The 23,500-nt window shown below is 67.3% G+C and carries 26 protein-coding genes, 6 tRNA genes and 1 riboswitch; of the genes, 13 read left to right on the forward strand and 19 right to left on the reverse strand.

The window, feature by feature from the left end:
• Positions 1-74: 74 nt before the first annotated feature.
• From AC6CHP_RS16375 to hisI, 3 genes are all read right to left on the reverse strand, one after another.
• Positions 75-761 (reverse strand): Trp biosynthesis-associated membrane protein, encoded by a 687-nt coding sequence (locus AC6CHP_RS16375; protein WP_498231048.1) that lies wholly within the window; start codon positions 759-761, stop codon positions 75-77.
• Positions 761-2,323, reverse strand: a complete 1,563-nt coding sequence (locus tag AC6CHP_RS16380) for an anthranilate synthase component I (protein ID WP_188729997.1) — start codon at positions 2,321-2,323, stop codon at positions 761-763. Before AC6CHP_RS16380 ends, AC6CHP_RS16375 begins: the two co-directional genes overlap by 1 nt.
• 118 nt (positions 2,324-2,441) lie before the next feature.
• The gene (gene hisI, locus AC6CHP_RS16385) at positions 2,442-2,885 is read right to left on the reverse strand and encodes a phosphoribosyl-AMP cyclohydrolase (RefSeq protein ID WP_188729999.1); all 444 of its coding nucleotides are present in this window, start codon (positions 2,883-2,885) and stop codon (positions 2,442-2,444) included.
• Positions 2,886-2,997: 112 nt separating this feature from the next.
• Here hisI and AC6CHP_RS16390 point away from each other — a divergent pair, with 112 nt between their 5' ends.
• The gene (locus tag AC6CHP_RS16390; RefSeq protein WP_498231110.1) at positions 2,998-3,642 is read left to right on the forward strand and encodes a TIGR03085 family metal-binding protein; all 645 of its coding nucleotides are present in this window, start codon (positions 2,998-3,000) and stop codon (positions 3,640-3,642) included.
• A gap of 79 nt (positions 3,643-3,721) precedes the next feature.
• On the opposite strand, the gene hisF is transcribed toward AC6CHP_RS16390, so the two are convergent.
• From hisF to AC6CHP_RS16460, 14 genes are all read right to left on the reverse strand, one after another.
• Positions 3,722-4,498 (reverse strand): imidazole glycerol phosphate synthase subunit HisF, encoded by a 777-nt coding sequence (gene hisF / locus AC6CHP_RS16395; RefSeq protein ID WP_498231051.1) that lies wholly within the window; start codon positions 4,496-4,498, stop codon positions 3,722-3,724.
• 72 nt (positions 4,499-4,570) lie between these two features.
• Complete coding sequence (hisG, locus tag AC6CHP_RS16400) at positions 4,571-5,431, reverse strand: ATP phosphoribosyltransferase (RefSeq protein WP_188730002.1); 861 nt, start codon at positions 5,429-5,431, stop codon at positions 4,571-4,573.
• 90 nt (positions 5,432-5,521) lie between these two features.
• Positions 5,522-5,785, reverse strand: coding sequence for a phosphoribosyl-ATP diphosphatase (locus tag AC6CHP_RS16405; RefSeq protein ID WP_015936881.1), 264 nt, complete (start codon positions 5,783-5,785; stop codon positions 5,522-5,524).
• 103 nt (positions 5,786-5,888) lie between these two features.
• Entirely contained in the window at positions 5,889-6,377 is a 489-nt protein-coding gene (gene ribH / locus AC6CHP_RS16410) for a 6,7-dimethyl-8-ribityllumazine synthase (protein ID WP_104187712.1), read from the reverse strand.
• Positions 6,378-6,447: 70 nt separating this feature from the next.
• Positions 6,448-7,236, reverse strand: coding sequence for a GTP cyclohydrolase II (gene ribA / locus AC6CHP_RS16415; protein ID WP_498231054.1), 789 nt, complete (start codon positions 7,234-7,236; stop codon positions 6,448-6,450).
• A complete protein-coding gene (gene ribB, locus AC6CHP_RS16420; RefSeq protein ID WP_498231056.1) occupies positions 7,233-7,964 on the reverse strand; it encodes a 3,4-dihydroxy-2-butanone-4-phosphate synthase in 732 nt (243 codons plus the stop codon). The genes ribA and ribB overlap by 4 nt, the downstream gene beginning before the upstream one ends.
• Complete coding sequence (locus AC6CHP_RS16425; RefSeq protein ID WP_498231058.1) at positions 7,961-8,605, reverse strand: riboflavin synthase; 645 nt, start codon at positions 8,603-8,605, stop codon at positions 7,961-7,963. The genes ribB and AC6CHP_RS16425 overlap by 4 nt, the downstream gene beginning before the upstream one ends.
• An 11-nt stretch (positions 8,606-8,616) precedes the next feature.
• Positions 8,617-9,789, reverse strand: coding sequence for a bifunctional diaminohydroxyphosphoribosylaminopyrimidine deaminase/5-amino-6-(5-phosphoribosylamino)uracil reductase RibD (gene ribD / locus AC6CHP_RS16430; protein WP_498231060.1), 1,173 nt, complete (start codon positions 9,787-9,789; stop codon positions 8,617-8,619).
• Positions 9,790-9,962: 173 nt separating this feature from the next.
• A riboswitch (FMN riboswitch) is annotated at positions 9,963-10,112 on the reverse strand.
• A gap of 39 nt (positions 10,113-10,151) precedes the next feature.
• Positions 10,152-10,832 carry a ribulose-phosphate 3-epimerase gene (rpe, locus tag AC6CHP_RS16435; RefSeq protein ID WP_188730161.1) on the reverse strand — a complete coding sequence of 227 codons (681 nt, stop codon included), beginning with the start codon at positions 10,830-10,832 and terminating at the stop codon, positions 10,152-10,154.
• A gap of 37 nt (positions 10,833-10,869) precedes the next feature.
• On the reverse strand, positions 10,870-12,441 hold the full coding sequence (locus tag AC6CHP_RS16440; RefSeq protein ID WP_498231062.1) for an RsmB/NOP family class I SAM-dependent RNA methyltransferase: 1,572 nt from the start codon (positions 12,439-12,441) through the stop codon (positions 10,870-10,872).
• Positions 12,438-13,358 carry a methionyl-tRNA formyltransferase gene (gene fmt, locus AC6CHP_RS16445; protein WP_498231064.1) on the reverse strand — a complete coding sequence of 307 codons (921 nt, stop codon included), beginning with the start codon at positions 13,356-13,358 and terminating at the stop codon, positions 12,438-12,440. Before fmt ends, AC6CHP_RS16440 begins: the two co-directional genes overlap by 4 nt.
• Positions 13,355-13,954, reverse strand: coding sequence for a peptide deformylase (gene def, locus AC6CHP_RS16450; protein WP_498231066.1), 600 nt, complete (start codon positions 13,952-13,954; stop codon positions 13,355-13,357). The genes fmt and def overlap by 4 nt, the downstream gene beginning before the upstream one ends.
• Before the next feature lie 93 nt (positions 13,955-14,047).
• Positions 14,048-14,908 carry a cytochrome gene (locus tag AC6CHP_RS16455; protein ID WP_427117295.1) on the reverse strand — a complete coding sequence of 287 codons (861 nt, stop codon included), beginning with the start codon at positions 14,906-14,908 and terminating at the stop codon, positions 14,048-14,050.
• A 100-nt stretch (positions 14,909-15,008) separates the two neighbouring features.
• A tRNA-Val gene (locus tag AC6CHP_RS16460) sits at positions 15,009-15,080 on the reverse strand.
• Between the two features lie 307 nt (positions 15,081-15,387).
• Here AC6CHP_RS16460 and AC6CHP_RS16465 point away from each other — a divergent pair.
• The 7 genes from AC6CHP_RS16465 to AC6CHP_RS16495 all read left to right on the forward strand — a co-directional run bounded on the left by AC6CHP_RS16465 (position 15,388) and on the right by AC6CHP_RS16495 (position 17,802).
• A tRNA-Gly gene (locus AC6CHP_RS16465) sits at positions 15,388-15,460 on the forward strand.
• Between the two features lie 47 nt (positions 15,461-15,507).
• Positions 15,508-15,578 (forward strand) — tRNA-Cys (locus AC6CHP_RS16470).
• Positions 15,579-15,619: 41 nt separating this feature from the next.
• A tRNA-Val gene (locus AC6CHP_RS16475) sits at positions 15,620-15,694 on the forward strand.
• Positions 15,695-15,753: 59 nt separating this feature from the next.
• A tRNA-Gly gene (locus tag AC6CHP_RS16480) sits at positions 15,754-15,826 on the forward strand.
• Between the two features lie 41 nt (positions 15,827-15,867).
• A tRNA-Val gene (locus AC6CHP_RS16485) sits at positions 15,868-15,939 on the forward strand.
• A 224-nt stretch (positions 15,940-16,163) separates the two neighbouring features.
• Positions 16,164-16,427, forward strand: a complete 264-nt coding sequence (locus AC6CHP_RS16490; RefSeq protein ID WP_174179273.1) for an antitoxin — start codon at positions 16,164-16,166, stop codon at positions 16,425-16,427.
• 151 nt (positions 16,428-16,578) lie between these two features.
• The gene (locus AC6CHP_RS16495) at positions 16,579-17,802 is read left to right on the forward strand and encodes a benzoate/H(+) symporter BenE family transporter (RefSeq protein ID WP_498231068.1); all 1,224 of its coding nucleotides are present in this window, start codon (positions 16,579-16,581) and stop codon (positions 17,800-17,802) included.
• A gap of 16 nt (positions 17,803-17,818) precedes the next feature.
• Here AC6CHP_RS16495 and zapE read toward each other — a convergent pair whose 3' ends face one another.
• The gene (zapE, locus tag AC6CHP_RS16500; RefSeq protein ID WP_188730021.1) at positions 17,819-18,856 is read right to left on the reverse strand and encodes a cell division protein ZapE; all 1,038 of its coding nucleotides are present in this window, start codon (positions 18,854-18,856) and stop codon (positions 17,819-17,821) included.
• A 261-nt stretch (positions 18,857-19,117) separates the two neighbouring features.
• Here zapE and AC6CHP_RS16505 point away from each other — a divergent pair, with 261 nt between their 5' ends.
• The 3 genes from AC6CHP_RS16505 to ybaK are packed head-to-tail and all read left to right on the forward strand — an operon-like array spanning position 19,118 to position 21,056.
• On the forward strand, positions 19,118-20,041 hold the full coding sequence (locus AC6CHP_RS16505; RefSeq protein WP_174179279.1) for a sulfurtransferase: 924 nt from the start codon (positions 19,118-19,120) through the stop codon (positions 20,039-20,041).
• A gap of 38 nt (positions 20,042-20,079) precedes the next feature.
• Positions 20,080-20,538 (forward strand): SufE family protein, encoded by a 459-nt coding sequence (locus AC6CHP_RS16510; protein ID WP_188812762.1) that lies wholly within the window; start codon positions 20,080-20,082, stop codon positions 20,536-20,538.
• A gap of 20 nt (positions 20,539-20,558) precedes the next feature.
• Complete coding sequence (gene ybaK / locus AC6CHP_RS16515) at positions 20,559-21,056, forward strand: Cys-tRNA(Pro) deacylase (protein WP_498231071.1); 498 nt, start codon at positions 20,559-20,561, stop codon at positions 21,054-21,056.
• Positions 21,057-21,062: 6 nt separating this feature from the next.
• On the opposite strand, the gene AC6CHP_RS16520 is transcribed toward ybaK, so the two are convergent.
• Positions 21,063-22,337 (reverse strand): alpha/beta hydrolase family protein, encoded by a 1,275-nt coding sequence (locus AC6CHP_RS16520; protein WP_498231073.1) that lies wholly within the window; start codon positions 22,335-22,337, stop codon positions 21,063-21,065.
• A 125-nt stretch (positions 22,338-22,462) separates the two neighbouring features.
• On the opposite strand from AC6CHP_RS16520, the gene AC6CHP_RS16525 reads away from it, so the two are divergent.
• On the forward strand, positions 22,463-22,954 hold the full coding sequence (locus AC6CHP_RS16525) for a hypothetical protein (protein ID WP_104187670.1): 492 nt from the start codon (positions 22,463-22,465) through the stop codon (positions 22,952-22,954).
• Positions 22,955-22,968: 14 nt separating this feature from the next.
• Positions 22,969-23,478 (forward strand): peptide-methionine (R)-S-oxide reductase MsrB, encoded by a 510-nt coding sequence (gene msrB, locus AC6CHP_RS16530; protein WP_377191481.1) that lies wholly within the window; start codon positions 22,969-22,971, stop codon positions 23,476-23,478.
• Positions 23,479-23,500 lie beyond the last annotated feature (22 nt).

The raw sequence follows: 23,500 nt of genomic DNA on the forward strand, positions 1-23,500 counted from the left end.
ATTCTGCCATTTTTTGGCCCGCAACCGTTTATCGGGCGGCGCGCTGCCGGTGCCCGGTGTCCGCGCGGGGCGGGTCAGGTGGGATCGTCGCCGCGGGAGAGCCGGTCCCAGCTGTCGATCTCGTCGACGGGACCCGCGGCCGCGGGGCTGCCCGCCGCCGGCGCGTCATATTTCGTCCGGGCTTTCCAGTGCCGTCCGGCAGGGACGATCACCAGGGCAGCCAGCGCCAGCAGGCATCCGGCCACGACGGCGAGGACCGGGAATGCTGAGACAGCCACCTGGGCCTGGGATCCGGTGACACCGGTCGCTTCCGCGATGGATCCCTGGGCGGCCGCCAGCGGGCTGGTGAGGACCGTTGCGGCCGCAGCGACAATTCCGGCGGCGGCCAGGACGATGATGGCGGTGATGATCAACCGGGCAATCCGGCCGGCAATGGCGGCTGCAAGGCCCCCGGCGAGGGCCACCAGCGCCAGGGCCGTGACGGCGGTGGCCGCCTTGCTGCCCTGCACCGGGAGCGGTTCCTGGGCGGCTCCGCCCTGGCCAAGCTGGTTGGGATCGAGGGTGACACTGATCCAGGTCTGGGTGGTGGTGCCGAAGACCGCCAGCGCCAGCACGGCAATGAGCAGCACCAGCGTGGACCGGCGGGCCCACGCCGGCGCCGCAGGACCCTTGGCCGCAGCTGCCGCCTGCCCTGCGCCTGCCTGTCCTGATACGGGTTCCCGTGCTGCTGCGGGTTCCTGTGAGGCTTCCGGACGGGGCATCAGGAGTCCGACCCGCCGGGAAGCGAGTCCGCGGAGATGTTCTGCAAGGTGCCCGCGGTGTGGACCGCGCGGAGGGGCGCTGCGGCCTTGTTGACGGTTTCCAGGGCCTCGGTGTCGTTGACCGAATCAGCCACGATGCCGCCGCCGGCCTGGACGTAGGCGCGCCCGTCCCGGATCAGCGCGGAGCGGATGGCGATGGCCATGTCCATGTCGCCCGCGAAATCGAGGTAGCCCACCACTCCGCCGTAGATGCCCCGGCGGTGCGGTTCAAGTTCATCCAGGAGGCGCAGCGCACGGGGTTTGGGGGCGCCGGACAGCGTGCCGGCCGGGAAGGTTGCCTTCAGCACGTCATAGGCCTTGGCCTGCGGCGAAAGCTGTCCCACCACGGTGGACACCAGGTGCATGATGTGGCTGAAGCGCTCCACCTCCATGAACTGGGTGACGTCCACCGTCCCCGCCACGCAGACCTTGGACAGATCGTTCCGTGAGAGGTCCACCAGCATCAGGTGTTCGGCACGTTCCTTCTGGTCCGCCAGGAGTTCCTCGGCGAGTGCCTTGTCCGCCTCCACCGTCCGGCCCCGCGGCCGGGATCCGGCAATGGGGTGGGTGATGACTTCCTCACCGGTCACCGTCACCAGCGCCTCGGGCGAGGAGCCAACAATGGAGTACTCCCGGCCCTCAGCGTCCTCGAGGCTGAAGATGTACATGTAGGGGCTGGGGTTGGTGTTCCGCAGGACCCGGTAGACGTCCAGGGCCGATGCCTGGCACTCCATTTCGAAGCGGCGGGAGATGACCACCTGGAACACCTCGCCGTCCACGATGGCCTCCTTGCCGCGGTCCAGGGCAGCCAGGTACTCGGCCTCGTCCCAGCGTTCCTGGACGCTGGAGGCAAAGTCCAGTGCCGCGGGAGCCAGGACTGAGACGGGCTGCGCCACGGGAGTGCTGACCTTGGCAAGCAGCGCCTTGACCCGGGCCACGGCGTCGTGCCAGGCCTCATCCACGCGCTCGGAGCTGTCATCGAAATTGATGGCGTTGGCGATGAGCAGCACCGTGCCGTCCACATTGTCGTGGACCGCCATGTCCGTAACCAGGTTCAGCGCCATTTCCGGAAGCTGCAGGTCGTCCTCGGGCGGGCTGACCAGGCGTTCCCAGTGCCGGACCGTTTCCCAGCCCAGGAATCCCACCAGTCCGGAGGTAAAAGGCGGCAATCCGTCGAACCTGTCGGTGCGGAGGGCTTCAATGGTGTCGCGGATGGCGTCCACCGGGCTGCCGTCCACGGGGACGCCGGCGGGAGGCTGTCCCAGCCAGTGTGCGTTCCCGTCCTTGGTGGTCAGGGTGGCCCTGGACCTCGCGCCGATGAACGAGTAGCGGGACCACGCCCCGCCTACTGCCGCGGATTCCATCAGGAAGGTGCCGGGCTGGCCGTTGGCGAGCTTCCGGTACAGGCCGATGGGGGTCTCGGCGTCCGCGAGCACCTTAAGCCGGACGGGGATGACGCGGCTGTGCCCGGCCAGCTCCCGGAATTCCTCGAGGCCCGGGCTGATGATTCCAAGGTCCTGCATGGCTATGCTGTTCCGCCTGTTCTCGTTGGGCCGTCTGCGCCGGCGCCTGTGGGTGTGCTTGCGGAGGTGGCCGGCCCTCCCCCGCGTGACCGCAACTAGCTGCGGTTCCTGAAGATGTTCAGCCCGCCTGGCCGGTGGTGACAGCCAGGTCCCGGCCGTCGAAGCAGGTGCGGGTGCCGGTGTGGCACGCTGCGCCCACCTGGTCCACCCGCACCAGCAGCGCGTCGCCGTCGCAGTCCATCGCCACGGACTTGACCCACTGCACGTGCCCGGAGGTGTCCCCCTTGCGCCAGTACTCCTGGCGGGAACGCGAGTAGAAGGTGACCCGCCCGGTAGTCATGGTGCGGTGCAGGGCTTCGTCGTCCATCCAGCCCAGCATCAGGACCTCGTTGGTGTCGTATTGCTGCACCACCGCGGCCACCAGGCCGGCACTGTCACGCTTGAGCGCGGCGGCCAGTTCCCCCGGGAGCGGGCTTGGGGATGATGCGGCGGCCGGGCCGGGCGTGGCAGCCACAGGCACGGCGGAGCCGGGGTTCGGGACAGGGGCGGGGTACTCAGACATCAGGTCAAGTCTAGTGCCTGCACCGCGGCCCCTAACCTGTGTGAACAACGGCACGCCAGCAGGGGCGGCGGCGCTGCCCAACTCCGAGCCGGTCATGCTAGTTTCACAAGTGATGCATTTCGTCGAACCGTCCCGAGAAGTCCTGGCCGAGACCCTGCTTGCGGCCGGTCCTGATGCGCCCACGCTGTGCAAGGGCTGGCGCACCAGGGACCTTGCCGCGCACCTGTACCTGCGCGAACGCAAAGCAGCCGTAGGGCTGGGCCTGATTATCAAACGGCTGGCCAAAGCCTCGGACCAGGCCACTGCCAGGCTCGCCGCGAAACTGACCACCGCCGAAGCGTACGCAAGGCTGGTCAACACGTTCCGGGCAGGACCGCCTGCGCTGTCCCCGATGAACATCAAGGCCCTCGACGAGAGCTCCAACCTCATCGAATACTTCGTGCACACGGAGGATATCCGCCGCGCCGTTGACCGGTGGGCGCCGCGGGCACTGGACGAGGCGTACTCGGAGGCTCTCTGGGACGAACTGGTCAAGCGCGCCGCGATCCTTTACCGCGGCGTTGACCTGGGAATCGTCCTGGTTCGCCCGTCCGGGCCCCGCCACGTCGCCAAGCGCGCACCTGTTTCGGTGGCCATCGTGGGTGAGCCGGGCGAGCTGCTGATGCACGCCCACGGCCGCACCCGCCACGCCCTGGTGACCTTCGAAGGCCAGCCCGACGCCGTCGCCCTCCTCCAGTCAGCCGAAGTAGGCCTGTAACCCCAACTAAGTAGCGCTAAGTGTCGTTATGAGCCCTCAAAACGACACTTAGCGCTACTTAGTTGGGTTGGGACACGCTTTAGCGGACTTCGAAGCCTGCGTTCCGGATAGCGTCCTTGACCTGGGACATCATGTTGTCCGGTCCCCAGTGGAAGATCGATGCTGCCAGCACGGCGTCTGCACCCGCGGCGACGGCCGGGGGGAAGTGGGCAGGCTCCCCTGCTCCGCCGGAGGCAATGATCGGCACCTTAACCGCAGCCCGGACCACCCTGATGAGCTCCAGGTCGAAGCCGTCTTTGGTGCCGTCGGCGTCAATGGAGTTGAGCAGGATCTCGCCCACGCCGCGGTCCGCGGCTTCCCTGGCCCAGGCAATCGCGTCGATCCCGGTACCGGTCCGTCCGCCGTGGGTGGTCACTTCAAATCCCGACGGCGTGGGCTGGGAACCGGGGCGGGTGCGGCGGGCATCGAGGGACAGGACGAGCACCTGGGAACCGAAGTGCCGGGTGATTTCATCGATGACGTCGGGCCGGGCGACGGCTGCGGTGTTGATGGACGCCTTGTCCGCGCCGTACCTCAGCAGCTTGTCTACCTCGGCAACACCGCGGACGCCGCCGCCAACCGTGAGCGGAATGAAGACTTCCTCCGCAGTGCGGCGGACCACGTCGAAGGTGGTTTCGCGGTTCCCCGAGGACGCCGTGACGTCCAGGAAGGTCAGCTCGTCCGCGCCGGCGTTGTCGTAGCGGTGCGCCAGCTCCACGGGATCGCCGGCATCCCGCAGGCCCTCGAAGTTAACGCCTTTGACGACGCGCCCGGCGTCCACGTCGAGGCAGGGAATGACGCGTACTGCTACTGCCATGGGAGCTCCTGGAAATTCTGTCTTGTGCTGCGCTGGGTTGTTAGAGCGCGGGTTGGTACTGCGGGGGCCGGCTCAGATGCGGCAGGCGTGGATGCTGCTGACCAGGATGGCGCGTGCACCGAGGTCGTACAGCTCGTCCATGATCCGGTTGGTTTCCTTCTTCGGGACCATGGAGCGGACGGCCACCCAGTCGGAATCCCGCAGCGGGGAGACGGTGGGCGATTCCAGGCCGGGCGTCAGGGCGGCGGCACTTTCCACCAGTTCCTTGCGGATGTCGTAGTCCATCAGCACATACTGGCGGGCCACCAGCACGCCCTGGAGGCGGCGGATCAGGACCTCGATCTCCTTGGCGGTGCCGTTCGCAGCGCCGCCTTTGCCGGTGCGGCGGATCAGCACGGCCTCGGACTTCAGGATGGGATCGCCGAAGATTTCCATTCCGGCGGCCTTGAGGGTGTTGCCGGTTTCCACGACGTCGGCGATGGCGTCTGCCACGCCCAGCCTGACCGATGATTCAACGGCGCCGTCAAGGCGGACCACCTTGGCGTTGATGCCCTTCCCGGCGAGGTAGCCTCGGAGCAGGCCGTCGTAGCTGGTGGCCAGCCGCTTACCCTCAAGCTCCTCCACCTTGGCGAAGTCCCCAACGGGACCTGCAAAACGGAACGTGGACGCCGCGAAGCCCAGCGGAAGGAGTTCTTCCGCCTCCACCTCGGCATCCAGGAGAAGGTCGCGTCCGGTGATGCCGACGTCGAGCGTTCCCTGGCCAACGTACACCGCAATGTCCCGCGGGCGGAGGAAGAAGAACTCGATGTCGTTGTCCGGGTCCACCATGACGAGTTCACGGGTATCCCGCCGTTGGCGGTAGCCCGCTTCGGAGAGCATGGCAGAGGCGGCTTCGGACAGGGAGCCCTTGTTGGGGACGGCTACTCGCAGCATGGGAGGTCTTTCTGGTGTGGGGAGGTCTAGGTGTTCAGGCAATGCAGGCCACGGCGGGCACCGGCGGCGTGGAGCGCGCCGGACCGGTGGCTACAGATGCTTGTAGACGTCTTCCAGGGTCAGGCCTTTGGCGAGCATCAGAACCTGCAGGTGGTACAGCAGCTGGGAGATTTCCTCTGCCGCGGCTTCATCGGATTCATATTCGGCAGCCATCCATACTTCGGCTGCTTCCTCAACGACTTTCTTGCCGATGCCGTGGACACCGGAGTCCAATTCAGCGACGGTGCGGGAGCCTTCCGGGCGGGTGGCTGCCTTCTCGCTGAGCTCAGCGAACAGCGTCTCGAAATTCTTCACGCCCTCCAGCCTACTTGCTGCAGCCCGCAGGGCGCTTCCCGGGCCGTTGCATGACGGGCGCGATGTGAGCGAATACACAAGCGCGCCCGTCCTGCGGGCTCCGTTACTTGCCGTACTGCTTGAGCACGACGGCGGTGGCCAGCGCCGCGGTGACGGCCTCGTGGCCCTTGTCTTCCTTGGAGCCGGGAAGGCCGGCACGGTCCAGGCCCTGCTGTTCGGTGTCGCAGGTCAGGACGCCGAAGCCCACCGGGACGCCGGTGCGCACGCTGACGTCGGTGAGTCCCGACGTCGCTGCCTGGCACACGTAGTCAAAGTGCGGGGTTCCGCCGCGGATCACGACGCCGAGGGCAACAACGGCGTCGAAGTGCGGTGCGAGCCGGGCGGCAGCGACCGGCAGCTCAAAGCTGCCTGGTACGCGCAGGACGGTGGGCTCGGCGATGCCGGCGTCCTTCGCTGCCCGGAGCGCTCCGTCCAGGAGCCCGTCCATGATCTGGGTGTGCCAGCTGGCCGCCACAATCGCCAGCCGCAGCTGGGATGTTTCTGCGGGGTTGAGGGTGCTGAGGTCGATATCGGGGGCGCCGTGTCCGCTCATGGGTCAGTCTGTTCCGTTCAGTGGTGGTGTGTGTTGTCAGTGCCGCGGCCGGTGGGCAGGCCGCGGCCGGTCAGTCTTGTTCGTGGTCGAAGGTTTCCGGGGTGGTGACGGGAACCGCCACCACATGGGTGTCCAGCAGCAGCCGGTGCTCCATGCGGTCCTTCTTGGTCCGCAGGTAGCGGATATTCTCATCGCGGGACGGCACCTCTGTGGGAACCATCTCCACAACCTTCACGCCCGCCCGTGCCAGCCTGTTCTGCTTGTCCGGGTTGTTGCTCAGGAGCCGCACCTCATGGAGGCCCATTTCCGCAAGGACCTGCGCCGCGGCGTTGTAGGAGCGGGCGTCCACAGGGAGTCCCAGCTGCTCGTTGGCCTCCACCGTGTCAAAACCCGCCTCCTGCAGCGCGTAAGCCTTGATCTTGTTGGCCAGGCCGATGCCCCGGCCTTCCTGCCCCCGCAGGTAAAGCAGCGTGCCGCCGTTTTGCTGGATCATTTCCAGGGCGAAGGCAAGCTGCTCCCCGCAATCGCAGCGGTAGGACCCAAAAATGTCGCCGGTGAGGCATTCCGAGTGCAGCCGGACGAGGGGGGCCTTGCCGTCCCTGGGCGGGTTGGGGGAACTGACGGCCAGGTGCTCCACGCCGGTGACCAGGTCGGTCCAGGCCTGCGCCACGAAATCACCGAAGGCGGTGGGCAGCTGCACTATCGGGCCGCCGCTCACGGGGTGCGGGGCAACGCCGCTGCCGCTGCGCTCCTGACCGTTGGCGGAGGATCCGTGGCTTTTCGGGGAAGTCCCCAAACCGTCCCGGGAATTTCCGTGGCCGTTCGGCGAACCGCTGTCGCGGGCTGTCGAAGAGGTCATCGTGTCTCCTTCTTGCCGCCCGCAACCTCGCGGGCGGCCTCCATGGGCTGCCCTTCCCCCGCTGCGAGGTAGGCTGCCAGATCCTCAATGGAGATCAGGGGGCAGCCATGCTCTGCCGCGAAGGTCCGGAGCCCGTCCAGGCGCATCATCTCGCCGTCGTCGTACACAACTTCTGCTATCACGCCCACCGGTTCAAGGCCGGCCAGGCGGCACAGGTCCACCGCAGCCTCGGTGTGGCCGGGGCGTTCCCGCACACCACCGTCAACTGCACGGAGTGGAAATATATGCCCGGGCCTGGTCAGGGACGCCGGCACGGCGTGGGGGTCGGCCAGGACCCTGGCGGTAAGGGCCCGGTCCGTGGCGGAGATTCCTGTGCTGACACCCAGCGCGGCGTCGCAGGAAACGGTGTAGGCGGTTCCCTTGGCGTCCTCGTTGACCGCCACCATGGGAGGCAGCGCAAGGGCATCCGCCCGGTCGCCGGACAGCGGAACGCAGATGACGCCCGAGCTGTAGCGGATGGTCCATCCCATCAGCGCGGGGGTGGCATGCTGTGCCGCGAAGATAATGTCACCCTCGTTTTCGCGGTCCTCATTGTCCACCACAAGGACCGGCCTGCCGGCGGCCATGGCCTGCACTGCCACTTCAATCGAGTCGAGCCCGCGCGTATCGGGGGCAGGAACGACGCCTGCCGGCGCTGCCTCTGGTTCGAGCCGGAGCACGGCGTTCACAGTGCACCTCCGTCTGCAGCTGCCGGCGCCGAAGTCCTGAACGCAAGGAGGCGTTCCGTGTACTTGGCCAGGACGTCCACCTCGAGGTTGACCCGGCTGCCCGTGGTCTTGGAACCCAGCCCGGTTTCGGCCAGGGTGGTGGGGATCAGGCCCACTTCGAACCAGGGCTCGGGCTCGGCGGCCTCGCTCACGGCGGTGACGGTGAGGGAGACGCCGTCGATGGCGATCGAGCCCTTTTCCGCGATGTAGCGGGCCAGGTTGGCGGGCACGCCGAACCGGAGCCGCTCCCAGTTGCCCAGTGCTTCCCGTTCCAGCAGCGCGCCGACGCCGTCAACATGCCCCTGCACCACATGCCCGTCCAGCCGGCCGCCCGCGGGAACGCAGCGCTCAAGGTTGACGGAGTCGCCCGGCGCCAGTTCGCCGATGGTGCTGCGGACTAGGGTCTCCCCCATCACGTCGACGCTGAAGTCCGCGCCGTTGATCCCGGTGGCCGTCAGGCAGACCCCGTTCACGGCCACGGAGCCGCCCACGGCGAGCCCTTCAGTGCTGCCAGGCGCATGCAGCCGGAGGGTGGCGCTGGCGTCCCCGTCCCGCTCGACGGACAGAACGTGCCCTTGTTCGGCAATAATTCCGGTAAACATCAGTGGCCTTCCTAGGCTTGCTCCGCGGTTGCGCGGGATGGTTGGGGGTCTAGGGCAACGGTTCGTTGCGGTCTCAGGTGGAGTCTCAGGTCGCGGCCCAGCCTGCGCACGGCACCGCCGTCGGACTCATCCCATTCCCACTGCTGGGCGTCGGCGAGGGTGCTGATCCCGAGGCCGTCCAGGGCCGGTGTGCCGGAGCCGAGCAGGGTGGGCGCCAGGTACACGATGAGCTCATCCACGAGTCCGGCGGCAAGGAACGCGCTCAGGATGCGCGAGCCTCCCTCCACCATGAGGTGGCGGGTCCCGGACGCGTAGAGCAGGGACAACGCCTCGTGCGGGTCGCGGGTGCGCAGGTGCGTGACCCGCCCGTCAGCTCCGCGTACGGCGGCCCCGCCGGGGACGTCCCGCAAGCCCATGACAGCCCGGACCGGCTGGTTCGGCGCCGGTGTTCCCTGCGGGTCGCGGGCGGTGAGCCGGGGGTTGTCCACCAGGACGGTCTGGGTGCCCACCAGGATGGCATCGATCCGCCCGCGGATGGCGTGGTTGTCCGCGAGGGATTCCGGGCTGGATATCCACTGGCTGGTGCCGTCCTGGGCAGCGATGCGGCTGTCCAGCGTCTGGGCGATGTGGAGGGTGACGAAGGGGCGCTTTGCGGTCACCGCCTCGAACCACTGCCGGTTCAGGTCCAGGGATTCAGCGGCTCCCAGGCCGCTGCGGACGCGGACGCCGGCGGCCCGCAGCGTTGCTGCTCCACCCGCCGCAGGGTCGTGCGGATCGTCCACGGCGTACACCACGTCCGTTATTCCGGCGGCAATGATGGCCTGCGCGCACGGGCCGGTGCGCCCAAGGTGGTTGCAAGGCTCCAGCGTCACCACCATGGTGCAGCCTGAGAGATCCACGCCCGCTGCTGCCGCCTGGGCGATGGCATCGGCCTCCGCATGCGCGGTGCCGGCGCCGCGGTGGAACCCGGTGATCAGGTGGTTGCCCTCAGGATCGACGACGACGGCGCCCACCAGGGGGTTCGCCCCGCGCGGGCCCCGCAGGGCTGCTTGCAGCGCAGCCTCCATGGCCCTGGTCTCGCCTGCGCTGAAGGCGGTAACGACGCCGTCGGCGGGCTGGAGCGGGTGGCCCGGATGCAGGGCGGTGCCGGCTCCGGCACCAAGAGATTGTGTGGCCGCCGTCATGCCGCGACCATCGCCACGGCTGCGTCCTCCGCTGAAGCGGCGGGACGTCCGGCATCTAAGAGCCATCGCTTGGGGTTCATTCCGTGTCGTTCCTTCCCTCTCGAACCGCGATGGCTCCGGGGGTATACGACAGCAGAAGGCTGCGGGACCGGGACGGCCCCACAGGTACAGCTGTACGTGCTTCTCTCATCCAGACTTTAACTGTCGGTACCGGAATTTCACCGGTTCAACCGTCTGCCGGGCTTTCCTTGCGGAAGGCACCGGCTCGCGGGTCGCGGACTGTCACCGCCGGTTCGGACTTACACCGACCCCGGAGCACGTATGTGTGTTGCTATTGTGCCATAACCGGCACGGGCTCCCGCCTATTCCGCAGAAGCCGCACGTAACGAACCGCTGCCCTGCTCGCGGAGCCGTTCGATGGCAGCGGCGGGATCGTCAGCGCCATAGACAGCGGAGCCGGCAACAAAAACGGTGGCGCCGGCTTCGGCTGCCCTGACGATCGTTTCCTCCGTGATGCCGCCGTCCACCTGGATGGCCACGTCCGCTCCGGAGCCGTCAATGGCTGCCCTTGCCCGCCGGATTTTTGGCAGGGTGAGGTCCAGGAAGGCCTGTCCCCCAAACCCGGGTTCAACGGTCATGATGAGCAGCATGTCCAGCTCGGTGAGCATGTCCAGGTACGGTTCCACGGGGGTGGCGGGACGAAGCGCCATCCCCGCCTTCGACCCCCTGCTGCGGAGTTCGCGTGCCAGCTTCACCGGGGCGAGGGAGGCCTCGGCGTGGAAGGTGACCGAAGCCAGGCCGGCGTCGGCAAATCCCGGCGCCCACCGGTCGGCGTCGGCGATCATGAGGTGCGCGTCGAGGGGAATGGGGCTGACCGCCTGGATGCGCTGCACCACTGGCAGTCCGATGGTCAGGTTGGGAACGAAGTGGTTGTCCATGACATCCACGTGCACGGCGTCAGCGGTGCTGATGCGCTGCAGTTCGGCCTCCAGGTTGACGAAGTCGGCGGAGAGGATGCTCGGGTTGATGCAGCATTGCGTCACGGGGTTGCCTTTCACTGGGTCTGTTGTTCGCTTTCGCCTAGGACTTTTTATGGATGAGTGCCAGGAACATAGCATCCGTCCCATGGATGTGCGGCCAGAGCTGGGCCGTGGACTCGTGGCCCGCGTCCAGCTTCCCCGGAAGGCTGACGGCGTCCAGTGCTGCCCCGGCGTCCAGGAGCTCCAGGTCGTCACGCTTGCGGAGGGCATCGGCAACCACGGCGGTGGTCTCCGCCGGGTGCGGGGAACACGTCACGTAGGCCACCACTCCCCCGGGCCGCACGGCTGCCAGCGCCGAGGCGAGGAGCTCGCGCTGCAACGGGCCGAGGTCCGCCAGGTCCTTGGGCGACCGGCGCCAGCGCGACTCGGGCCTGCGCCGCAAGGCTCCCAGCCCGCTGCAGGGCACGTCCACCAGGACGCGGTCAAAGGAGCCGGGCTTTTCGGAGCCGAGGTCGCGGCCGTCACCGGTGCGGACCTGCCACGTTTCGGCCGGCACGGCCGAGAGGGCCTGGCTCACCAGCTTGGCCCGGTGCGGAGCGGGCTCATTGGCCAGCAGCGTGGCGCCCTGCTGTTTTGCCAGTGCGCCGAGCAGGGCTGCCTTTCCACCGGGGCCGGCACAGAGGTCCAGCCACGCCTCGGCGTGTCCGGCGCCTGTCCCGCCCTCAGGCCCGCCAAGATCGACGGCCGCCATGGCCCGGGCCACCAGCTGCGAGCCAACGTCCTGGACGCGGGTGGTTCCTTCCCGGACTGAGGAGAAGCGTCCAAGGTCACCACCACTGGAAAGAGCCGAACCCTCGACGAGCCCACCCGGAGTAGCGCCGTGTTCCAGGGCCTCGTCCAGGTTGCCGAGCCCCGGGAGGGCTACCAGGTTAACCACGGGGGCAGCGTTGTCCGCTTCCAGCAGGTTGTTGATTTCATCGGCGGATCGCCCGTGTGCAACCAGTGACTGGCGCATTGCGCGGACGATCCATTCGGGGTGGGCGTAGCGGAGCGCAGCGATCTTCGTTGCGTCGGTCTCCCCGGCCACGAGCTCGTCCAGCCACTCCTCCAGGGTATGCGCGGCAACTTTGCGCAGCACGGCATTGATGAGCGCAGACGGGCCTGCTCCGATCACGGCGCGCGCCAGCCCGACGGTCTGGTCCAGGGCGGCGTGCGCCGGAACGCGCATGGCCAGCAGCTGGTGCGCCCCGATGCGCAGGGCATCCAGGATGGCGGGATCCAGCTGGTCCAGGGGGCGGTCCACGCAGCGGGCCAGGATGGCGTCGTAGGTGCCCTGGCCGCGCAGGGCGCCGTACGTCAGTTCGGTGGCGAATCCGGCGTCGCGCTTGTCCAGCCCGTGGTGGCGGATCCGTGCCGGCAGGACAAGGTTGGCGTAGGCGTCCTCCGCCGCCACGGCGCGCAGGACTTCGAAGGCGACAAGACGGGCGGGATCCGCCCGGCGGGTGCGCTGGGACGGGGCGCTGTCCGTGAAGCTCCGCTGCGGACCGCGGTTGCGTTCACGGCCCTGGGCGTTACGGCGGCTGTTGTCCCGGGGTCCGCCTTTGCCGCGGCCCTGCCCGGAGTTGCCCTGCCCGCTGCCACGCCCGCCTGGATTGCCGCCGGACCCGCTCATTCGAACACCACGCTTTCAAGGGAAGCCATGCCGCGTGCCCAATCAGCCGCGGCCATCATCTTTTTGCCCGCCGGCTGGATCCGGGTCAGTTCCACCGCGTGGGAACCCGTGCCCACCAGCACGCTCTTGCCGTGCAGCGCCAAGGCTCCCGGAGCAAGCGTCGTGACATCCGGACGCAGCCGGACCGGTTCCAGCTTCACCCGCTGCTCGTCAAGCACGGTCCACGCACCCGGTTCGGGAGTGACGCCGCGGGCCTGCCGGCTGATGGCAAGGGCGGGATGGCTCCACTTCAGGTGGCCATCCTCAAGGGTCAGCTTGGGTGCCAGTGACACCTCGCCGGCCTGCGGCTGCGCCGAGGCTTTGCCTGCCCCCATGGCGGACAGCGTCTGGGCCAGGAGGACCGCGCCGCTGCGGGACAGTCTTTCCAGGAGTTCACCCGCGGTGTCCTCCGGACCGACGGATTCGGTCAGGGTGCCGAACACGGGGCCGGTGTCCAGCCCCTCTTCCAGCAGGAAGGTCACAGCTCCGGTGACGTCGTCCCCGGCCATGACGGCGCGCTGCACGGGCGCGGCGCCGCGCCACGCAGGCAGCAGGGAAAAGTGCAGGTTGATCCAGCCATGCCGGGGAACGGCCAGGGCGGCAGGCGGAACCAGCCCGCCGTAGGCTACGATGGCGGCCACATCCGGGTTTACGTCAGCGATCCTGGCGGTTGCCTCAGCGTCAACGCGGGCGGCGCGGATGACCTCGATTCCGAGTTCGGCGGCGCGCGCAGCCACGGGCGACGGCGTGAGGACGCGCTTGCGGCCCACAGGGGCATCGGGACGGGTCAGCACGGCAGCGACGTCGAAGCCTGCCTCCACCAGCGCATCCAAGGACGGGACGGCGACGGCGGGGGTTCCCGCGAACAGGACCCTCACCCGGCGTTACCGGCCGCTCCGGGACCAAAACTGGAGCCGGGCAAGGAGCCGCCGAAGCTGGATCCGACCGTCTTGGCGCGCTTGGCGGCTGTCCGCTCGGTGACCGAGCCGTAGTTGGCGTTACGGATGGACCGCAGGGCGGCCTTGCGGTCCTCCCCCTCCAGGCGGTCGGTGTAGAGGATGCCGTCCAGGTGGTCGTTCTCGTGTTGGAAGCACCGCGCCAGCATCCCTTCCCCTTCCACCGTGACGGGGTTGCCGTGCATGTCCACACCGGTCACACGGGTGGAGCGGAAGCGCCGGACGGGAAAGCCGAGGCCGGGGATGGACAGGCAGCCCTCCACCTGGTCGTCCTGGTAATCCGCGCTGTTTTCCAGGACGGGGTTGATGATGTGCCCTTCCACGCCGTCAATCCGGTAAGTGAAAACCCGCTGGCTGATGCCCACCTGGGGCGCGGCCAGGCCTGCGCCGTCCACGTCCTCCATGGTGTCGGTCATGTCCGCGACCAGCTTGGCCAGCTCCGGCCCGAAATCCGTCACGGGATCGGCCACTGTGCGCAGCACAGGATCGCCGATGATGCGGATATTCAGGATAGCCATGCGCAGTAATTCCTTACAGTTGGCGGAAAAGGGAACCTGTCCAGTTTAGGCGCAGTCATCTGGTCCGCAGACATACCAGATGCAGACAAAGCGCTAGGCAGTGCGCACCTGCGCCAGCGGCGGCGGGGCGACGGGAAGCAGCGCGGAACCGGCGCTGATGGTATCCGCGTTGAGCTCCCACACCCGTCTCAGGGCACAAAACTTCCACCAGTGGTGCTTGAGGACCTCGGGATTGGCCCGCACCGGACGCACTTCGGTTTCACCGATGGCCACCGCCAGGAGGACGGGGTTCTCCCCGTACTTCCATGGCTCCCAGGTCCCGGCCTCGGGATCAACAAGGCTCTCTTCCGCCTTCATCCCGGCGACAAGCTGCATCACCACCTTGTCATCGAGCGGTTTGACCAGGCCGTCCCGGGTGGTGCCTTTGGTCTTGTAGTCGATGAGGCAAACGCGGCCGTTGATGCGGGCCACCAGGTCCAAGGTTCCCGCATATCCCACTGCGTTGTTCCAGACCGTGATTTCCGGGGCAATGGGCTCCACCCGGAACAGCTCCCACCACTCGTCAAAACGCACCGCGAAGGCTTCTTCTCCGTTGGCTGCCAGGGCCTCACGGGTTTCCTTCATGGCGTGCGGGCGGCCCAGGGCGCGGAGCGCCACCTGTTCGCAGTAGTTGTGCACCCGGTCCCCGCGCTTGGCCGCTTCATCCCGGTACGTCTCAGCCGCCTTGGCTGCCCGGCTTACAGCCTGTTTGATCTTGGCAGGGCTGCCCAGGCAGTCCGCCAGCAGGGGATCGTTTGCCAGGCTGCTCGCGCCCATGAAGCCGAACCAGCCATCCAGTCCGTGCGGCTGCTGGCTGATGACGGTGGTGATGGACGGAACCGAAAACTGCTCCGACGTTGAGCGGGCGTACATCCGGCCGTATTCGGTGGCGTGGGCGAGAAGTGGAGCTGTCATGGAAAAACTCTTTCACAGGGGGCCGACAAAATCTGCGGGCACGAATCCGCATACAAAAAAGGTCCGCTTCCGCTGCGAGCGGAAACGGACCTTTGTGCGGTGGGCGATACTGGGTTCGAACCAGTGACCTCTTCGGTGTGAACGAAGCGCGCTACCACTGCGCCAATCGCCCTGATGCACTTGAATGCTAGCCGACGCCGCACCCAATTCAAAAATCGGCACGTTCGGCCCCATCCCCAGGCAGCCTGCAGGGGGCCGGCCGGCCCGGCACCCTGCCGGAGGGGGCACCCAAGGCACGCACCCGTCGTCGTAAATTACACAGTTGTAAGTAGGCCAAAACCGCGCCATTGCTGGGAAGAACGGACACAAAGGGCAATCGGGGCGCCGGCGATTTGGAGAATCCTTGAACCTCCTATATTGTTTTTACTCGTTGGAACGCGAGGAAATGCCGGGAACGGCAGGGAATCAGCCTCCAAAATGCGGACGTAGCTCAGCTGGTAGAGCACCACCTTGCCAAGGTGGATGTCGCGAGTTCGAATCTCGTCGTCCGCTCGCAGGACACTGTCACGGCAAAGGTTCTTCGGAACTAACGCTTACACGGTGGGTTGGCCGAGAGGCGAGGCAGCGGCCTGCAAAGCCGTATACACGGGTTCGAATCCCGTACCCACCTCGGTGAAAACCATGGTTTCCGGATCACCTCCGGATGGACATGGGCGATTGGCGCAGCGGTAGCGCGCTTCCCTGACACGGAAGAGGTCACTGGTTCGATCCCAGTATCGCCCACCAAGCAAGGAAACTTGCTTCATGCAGTTCGACCGGCCCCGGCCGGAACGCACTCCATATCTGCGGACGTAGCTCAGCTGGTAGAGCACCACCTTGCCAAGGTGGATGTCGCGAGTTCGAATCTCGTCGTCCGCTCTCTTGTTTCTTAGGATCCCATCAGCCGGTCTTCCGGTTCCGGGCGATTGGCGCAGCGGTAGCGCGCTTCCCTGACACGGAAGAGGTCACTGGTTCGATCCCAGTATCGCCCACAGGCAGCAGCTCTCCGGAGCTGCTTTTTTCTTGCCCGGCCACCGTGCGCGCTCTCGCCTGCGGTTCCCACGCGGTTTACATCAGAACCGCACCCGCTGCAGGCAATTGCGCATCCGCTGCGGGCGAACGCCCGGAACCCCTGATTTCCTTGGCAGGCCTTCCCGGCGGCGCTAGGATCGAACGCGGAGGAGCGACCTGGCTCCGCGATTGAAGGGAGGTGCTCGTGGGACTGATTGACGATCTAAAGGGCAAGGCTCAGGGTCTCATCCGCGGCAACGAGCAGGCCATCAAGAACGGCATCAACAAGGCCGGTGATTTTGTGGACACCAAGACCGGAGGCAAGTACTCGGGCCACGTCAACAAGGTCCAGGATGGCGCTTCCAAGCTCATTGACAAGAACGGCACCCCGGGACAGGCACCTGCCGCCGAGCAGGTTCCGCCGGTCACTCCTGTCAACCCGGTTCCGCCGGCTGACAGGACTCCGTAAACAGGATTTAGCCAGGGTCTTGCCCTAGCACGTCAAGGGGGTGCAGGTCCCGCCGGGAGGCGGCACCTGCACCTTTGGCGTTTAAGCGGCACGTCCAACCGGTGCCCAGGCCGATTGAGGCTTAGTGAAACAGGGCCGGTAACCTGCCCCTATGGCGAAGTCCCCCGCATATCCCACGGCACAGCAGTCACCCGGGCGGCACAAGCTCGATTCCCGGCCCGTTGTGGCAGGTATCGTCACCGCGCTGGTGGGATTTACGTCCTCCTTCGCAGTGGTCCTGGCCGGGCTCAGGGCGGTTGGCGCCAGCCCCGCGCAGGCGACGTCCGGACTGCTGGCACTGACCGTGGCCGTGGGCCTTGGGGTGCTCTGGCTCTCCTGGCGTTCCAAAGTGCCGGTGACGCTCGCGTGGTCCACGCCCGGCGCTGCCCTGCTGGCAACGTCCGGAACGGTCGACGGCGGGTGGCCGGCCGCCGTCGGGGCCTTCCTTGCCACCGGGGTGCTGATCGCCATGACCGGCCTGGTCCCGGCCCTGGGGCGGCTGATGGCAAGGATCCCGGCGACCCTTGCGCAGGCCATGCTCGCCGGCGTCCTGCTGCAGCTCTGCCTGGCACCGTTCAAGGCACTGGGGACAGTCCCGCTGTTCATTGCGCCGGTCATCCTGTGCTGGCTGCTGATGATGAAGCTGGCGCCCCGCTGGTCCGTCCCGGCAGCCCTGCTGGCGGCCCTGGCCGTGATCGGGATTTCCCTGGCCTCAGGGGGCACCTCCCTGGGGGAGGGCGAAATCCTTCCAGCCCTTGCCTGGACCACGCCGGCCTTCAGCCTGCAGGCCATGGCGGGTATTGCGCTTCCGCTGTTTGTGGTGACGATGGCATCGCAGAACGTCCCCGGCGTGGCAGTGCTCCGGTCTTTCGGCTATGACACCCCGTGGCGTCCCGCCATGCTGGTGACCGGTGCGGGCACCGCGGCAGCAGCGCCGTTCGGCGCCCACGCCGTTAATCTCGCCGCGCTCAGCGCCGCCCTGGCAGCCGGTGAGGAGGCAGGGCCGGACCGGCACCGCCGGTGGGTGGCCGGCTTCACGTCCGGGCTTGCCTACCTTGTGCTGGCTGCGTTCTCCGCTGCGCTGGTGACCCTGGTGACGGCCGCGCCGGCCGGCATGCTGGAAGCAGTGGCCGGCCTCGCACTCCTGGGGACCCTGGCCGGTGCCGTGTCAGCCGCGCTGGCCGATGCGGAGGACAGGATAGCCCCCGCCGTGACCTTCCTCATGGCGGCCTCGGGCCTTGCCTTCGCCGGTATCGGCTCGGCGTTTTGGGCACTCGCTGCCGGGCTGGCGGTCCGCCTGGTGCTAAGGCCGCGCAGTCCCGGAGCAGCAGGCTGACCGGGCCGGACCGCCGCTAGGACGGCTCGTGGTTCTGGCCTTCGCGGGCCAGTGCGGTAAGCCTGGAAACGGCGCGGAAGTACTTCTTCATGTAGCCGCCCGTCATCATTTCCTCCGTGAACAGCTGGTCGAACGGAACACCGCTGGCGAGGATGGGGACATCCTTGTCATAAAGCCGGTCAGCAAGCACCACGAACCTCAGCGCCACGGCCTGTTCGGTGATGGTGTGGACGTTGCGCCACACCACGCCGTCAATGCCGTCAATCAGCTGGCGGTAGCGGCTGGGGTGCACGCCTGCCAGGTGGTGGATCAGCGTGCTGAACTCGTCCTGGGCCACCGTCTTCCCGTCGAACTCCGCCTTCATGTGCGAGGACAGTTCGCTGTTCTTCAGGGGCGCCGGCGCTGCGGGCAGTCCGCGGTGCCGGAAGTCTTCGCCGTCGATCCGGAGGACGTCGAACTGGTCCGCGAGGACCTGGATTTCACGCTGGAAGTCGACGGCTGCGAACCTGCCGTCGCCCAACGATCCGGGCAGGGTGTTGGAGGTGGCTGCGAGTTTCACTCCTGCGTCGGCGAGTTCACGCATGAGGCGGGACATGAGGACGGTGTCGCCCGGATCGTCGAGCTCGAACTCATCGATGCACACAAGCTTGTAGCTGCTGAGCGCGTCCACCGTCTTGCGGAAGGACAGCGCACCCACCAGGTTGGTGTACTCCACGAAGGTCCCGAAGGCTTTGGGGCCGGGCGAGGCGTGCCACAGCGAGGCGAGCAGGTGGGTCTTGCCGACGCCGAACCCGCCGTCGAGGTAGATGCCGGCGCGGGTTTCGTCCTTCTTGGCGAAGAACTTTTTGAACAGTCCTCCCCCGCCCGCGGAGCCCACGCCGTCGGCAAAGCCCTCCAGTGCCCTGACGGCCGCAGACTGGCTGGGCTGCTTGGGGTCGGGGCGGTAGCTGGAAAAGGAAACCTGGCCGAACCGCGGCGATGGATAGAAACCTTTGAGGAGCTCATCCACCGAAACTGCCGGAGTGCGGGCGGCAAGCTGTTCGATCTGTACCAAGGGGGTCCGTTCTGCTGGTGGTTGGTCCCCAGAAAGAATACCGGCAATGCGGCACCGCGTTTCCGTCCCATGATGCGTCACACAGTGTGCCCACACACTGCGTCACAGGTTCCCGCCCGCGTAGCGTGATGAAGGCAACATGTCGTCCTGTTAACGGAATACGGACACCGGCCGGGGTGCTGGCTAGTGTGGAAGCAGGTCCCAATGCCGGCGCCGCCAGGTCCAGCAGGCTCCCCGTGTCCTCAATGAAAGGCCAAGATCATGCCCTACCCCGTTGAACAGAACGAGAAGTTCGCAGCCTACGCCCACCCGGAGCGGCTGGTCTCCACAGGGTGGCTCGCTGCCGCCATCGAAAGCGGCGCCGTCGCCAACGGTGAGCTGGTGGTGGTCGAATCTGATGAGGACGTGCTGCTCTACGAAACCGGGCACATCCCCGGCGCCGTGAAGATCGACTGGCACACCGACCTGAACGACGACGTCACCCGCGACTATGTGGACGGAGCCGCGTTCGCCGAGCTGGCGGCGTCGAAAGGCATCTCCCGTGACAGCACCGTGGTCATCTACGGGGACAAATCCAACTGGTGGGCCGCCTACGCCCTCTGGGTCTTCACGCTTTTTGGCCACCAGGACGTGCGCCTGCTGGACGGCGGCCGGGACAAGTGGATTGCCGAAGGTCGCGAACTCACCAGGGAGAAGCCGGCCCCGGCCAGGGGTGACTACCCCGTCGTCGAGCGCAACGACGCCCCCATCCGCGCCTTCAAGGAAGACGTCCTTGCCCACCTGGGCAAGCCGCTCATCGACGTCCGCTCCCCCGAGGAATACACGGGCCAGCGCACGCACATGCCGGCGTACCCGGAGGAGGGCGCCCTCCGCGGCGGCCACATTCCCACGGCTGCCTCCATCCCCTGGGCCCGCGCCGCCGCAGAGGACGGCACCTACCGCAGCCGCGCGGAACTTGAGGCTCTCTACCTCGGCGAAGCCGGGCTGGCCGAAGGCGACGACGTTGTGGCCTATTGCCGCATCGGCGAGCGTTCCAGCCACACCTGGTTCGCCCTCAAGTACCTCCTGGGCTTCGATTCCGTCCGCAACTACGACGGTTCATGGACCGAATGGGGCAACGCCGTGCGGGTGCCGATCGCCAAGGGTGCAGAACGCGGTTCTGTTCCTGTTGCAGTAGGATCCTGACGCAGCCTGTGCCGCAGCAATTGCGTAGACTTGAACCGATGACTACTCAAGCCCTGCCTTCCGCCCTCGCGGCCATCGTGGACGATTTCCAGGCCATGTCCGAACCCGAGCGGCTGCAGCTGCTGCTGGAATTCTCGGAGGGCCTGCCGGAACTTCCGGACCGGCTCAAGGACCACCCCGAGCTGCTGGAGCAGGTGGTGGAGTGCCAGTCGCCGCTCTTCCTCACCATTGAGACGGAAAAGGACGGCGGCCCGGCCGGTACCGTGCGGTTGTTCTTCAAGGCTCCGGCAGAGGCCCCCACAACCCGGGGGTTTGCCGGCGTGCTGCACGAGGGCCTGGACGGGTTGTCCGCGGAAGAGATCCTCTCCGTCCCGGACGACATGCCGGAACTTCTCGGACTCACCCGTGCCATCACGCCGCTCCGCATGCGCGGCATGACCGCCATGCTGGGAAGGATCAAGCGCAAGGTCGCTGCCGCGTCCGGCGTGCGCTCCTAGCCGCAGCCCGGACCAGCATCATGGCCCGCAGGAACGCATCACAGGGGACCCCGGCAACAGCGGCACTGACCGCGGCCGGGGTTCCCTTCGTCCTGCACCCCTACACGCATGATCCCTCAGCCGCCAGCTATGGGGCGGAGGCTGCCGAGGCCCTCGGCATTGATCCCTCACGGGTTTTCAAGACACTGATGGTTGAGGTGGAGGGCCGGCTGGCGGTGGGCATCGTCCCCGTCAGCGGAACCCTGGACCTCAAGGCGCTGGCCACCGCGCTCGGGGCCAAGAAAGCGGCGATGGCAGATCCGGCGGCAGCCCAGCGTCGCACGGGCTACGTACTGGGAGGCATCTCCCCGCTCGGCCAGCGGCAGCCCTCCCCCACCGTCCTGGACTCAAGTGCCCTGGCCCTGGAGACCCTGCTGGTCTCCGGCGGAAAGCGCGGCCTGGACATCGAACTGGCACCGGCTGACCTGGTCCACCTCACCCAGGCAGTCACGGCACCGATCGGTACGCCGGCCGCCTGACCCGGCTCAGGAACTGGTCGGGGCCAGCGCGCCCGGATTCAGCCTGGGCGCCAGCTGCTGCCGCAGCCACGCCTTGACCAGGCTTTCCCACCGCTCCGGATCGACGTTCCATTCCTTGGTGTGCCGTGCCTGGTGGAAGGGCTCGAAGGTCACCATCTCCGGGTTTCGCTCGGCCAGCAGGGCCGAGGGCCCGTACGGCACGTATTCGTCGTCGACACTGTGCAGCACCAGCGTGGGCGTGCGGAGTTCCACTGCACGCGACACCCAGTCCATCGCCTTCAGGTCAACCGGGGCGGACAATCCCGTGAGTCGCCTCCCCAGGGGATGGCCCAGCATGAGCTGGCCATACCGGCCCACCAGGGAGGGAATCCTGTTCAGCTGCGCATGGTGGGCCAGGACGTTCACCCAGTCAGTGACGGGCGCATCAAGCACCATCGCCCGGATCAGGTGCCGGCAGCGGGACAGGTCGGCCGCCTGCAGGCAGATGGCGCCGCCCATCGACCACCCGAACAGCACTATTTCTTCTGCACCGTTGGCCAGCGCGTACTCGATCGCCGCCTCGACGTCGCGCCATTCCGTGGAACCCAGGCCGTACCGGCCGTCGTCCGCGGAGGGGGCAAGGCCGTCGTTGCGGTAGGACACCAGGAGGCTGGTCAGCCCCAGCTCCAAAGCGGGGCCTACGGCGCGCAGCGCCTCCTGGCGTGTGGCTCCGCGTCCGTGCACCATGACCGCCCAGGTCCGGGCCGTACCGCCGGCGCGGACAAGCCACGCCGGGGCCTGCCCCCGGTCGACGTCGATCATGACCTCCTCATACGGAAGTCCGACGGCGGCGGGGTCCGGATGGACAGCCCCGCTCCACCAGCCGCGGCGGGCCGTGGAGAGGTCCCCGGCGTACACCGCTTCAACGTCCCGCAGGACGGTCCGCTCGGCGGGCGAATAGGAGACGATGCGGCCGATCCGCGCGTGCCCTTTGCCGCCGTCGAAGAAGAATCCGTAGACACCGTCCACCGTGGTGTCGTCCGTGGCGGCGAAGATCGCCTGCTGCCGCTGGCCGTCCCTGATGAGCGCGAGCATTTCCTGGTCTGCTGCGCGCTGCCGTGCCGGTGTGATGACCCGCCGCGCGAAGTACACGGCGAGGGCCGATGACCCTGTGGCCAGGAGTCCTGCCAGGCCGCCTCCGCCGATCGCTCCGCCGATTGCCCATTTGGCCCGCAGCGACATCCCCCCGGAATCGGGGCTGCTCTGGACGGGGGCGGGGCGGGTTCGCTGGAAAGATGCCATGAAACTATTCTTACCGGCCCGGGACCGAAGCCCGCATTCCGCCGCGTGCGGTCATCGCCTTCCGGCACCAACAGACGGCGCGGCTGCCCCTGCGCAGGGCAGCGCTGCAGGACTAGGCTAGGGCCATGAGTGAACCCATCGTCATCCTGACCGAAGAACCCCTGGGGGCGGACGACCGCCTGAACATCGAACGCCTCGTGGCCGGCGCGGATACCCGCCTGGTTGTCCTGGTGCCGGCAAACACCGAGCGGCACCTGCTGGTGGACTTCCTCGAAAACCTTTCGCTGCTGGACATCGCCAAGGCCTTCCGGGAGCTGACCTCCCACGCGCCGGATCCCTCCCAGGAACGAGCCCAGGCGGCGGAGACCCTGTCCGTGTCCCTGGCTGCCCTGGAAGGACTGGGCTCAGGCGTCACGGGGGAAGTCGTGGACGGCGGGGCCGTCAGTGGACTGGTCACCAAGGTACGGGAGACCGGCGCTGCGCAGGCAGTGGTGATTACGCGGCCGCATGCCGTGGCGGACACGTTCCACACGGACTGGGCCAATAAGGCACAGGACCAGCTGGGGCTTCCCGTGCTCCATCTGTACGCGGGCTCGGGATTTATTGGCGACTCGTGAGCGTTGACAAGGCTATGAGCATCTTCGGAAACAGCATCTTCGGACACAAAGCCCCAGACACAGCTCCGGGAGCGGCATCCGCCGTGGGCGGCAAGGGCGTTGAAAAGACCGATGCCCAATGGCGTGAGGAACTCACGCCGGAGGAATACCATGTGCTCCGCCAGGCGGGGACCGAGCGTCCGTACACCGGTGAATACTGGGACACCCACACAGCCGGCGTCTACCAGTGCCGCGCGTGCGGAACAGAGCTTTTCACCAGCAAGGAAAAGTTCGATTCCCACTGCGGCTGGCCGTCCTTCTGGGCCCCGCTTGCTGAGGGGAACGTCCGCTACATCCACGACCGCACCCTGGGGATGGAGCGGGTGGAGGTCCGCTGCGCATCGTGTGATTCCCATTTGGGCCATGTGTTCGAAGGCGAGGGTTTCGGAACCCCTACGGACCAGCGCTACTGCATCAACTCCATCTCCATCCGGCTGGTCCCGCAGGAAGATGCGCAGGTCAGCGGAACGGAGCCGGAGAACTGATCCCCCAGCTGCGGGCCTCCTC

It is taken from the genome of Pseudarthrobacter sp. GQ63 (assembly GCF_059758765.1).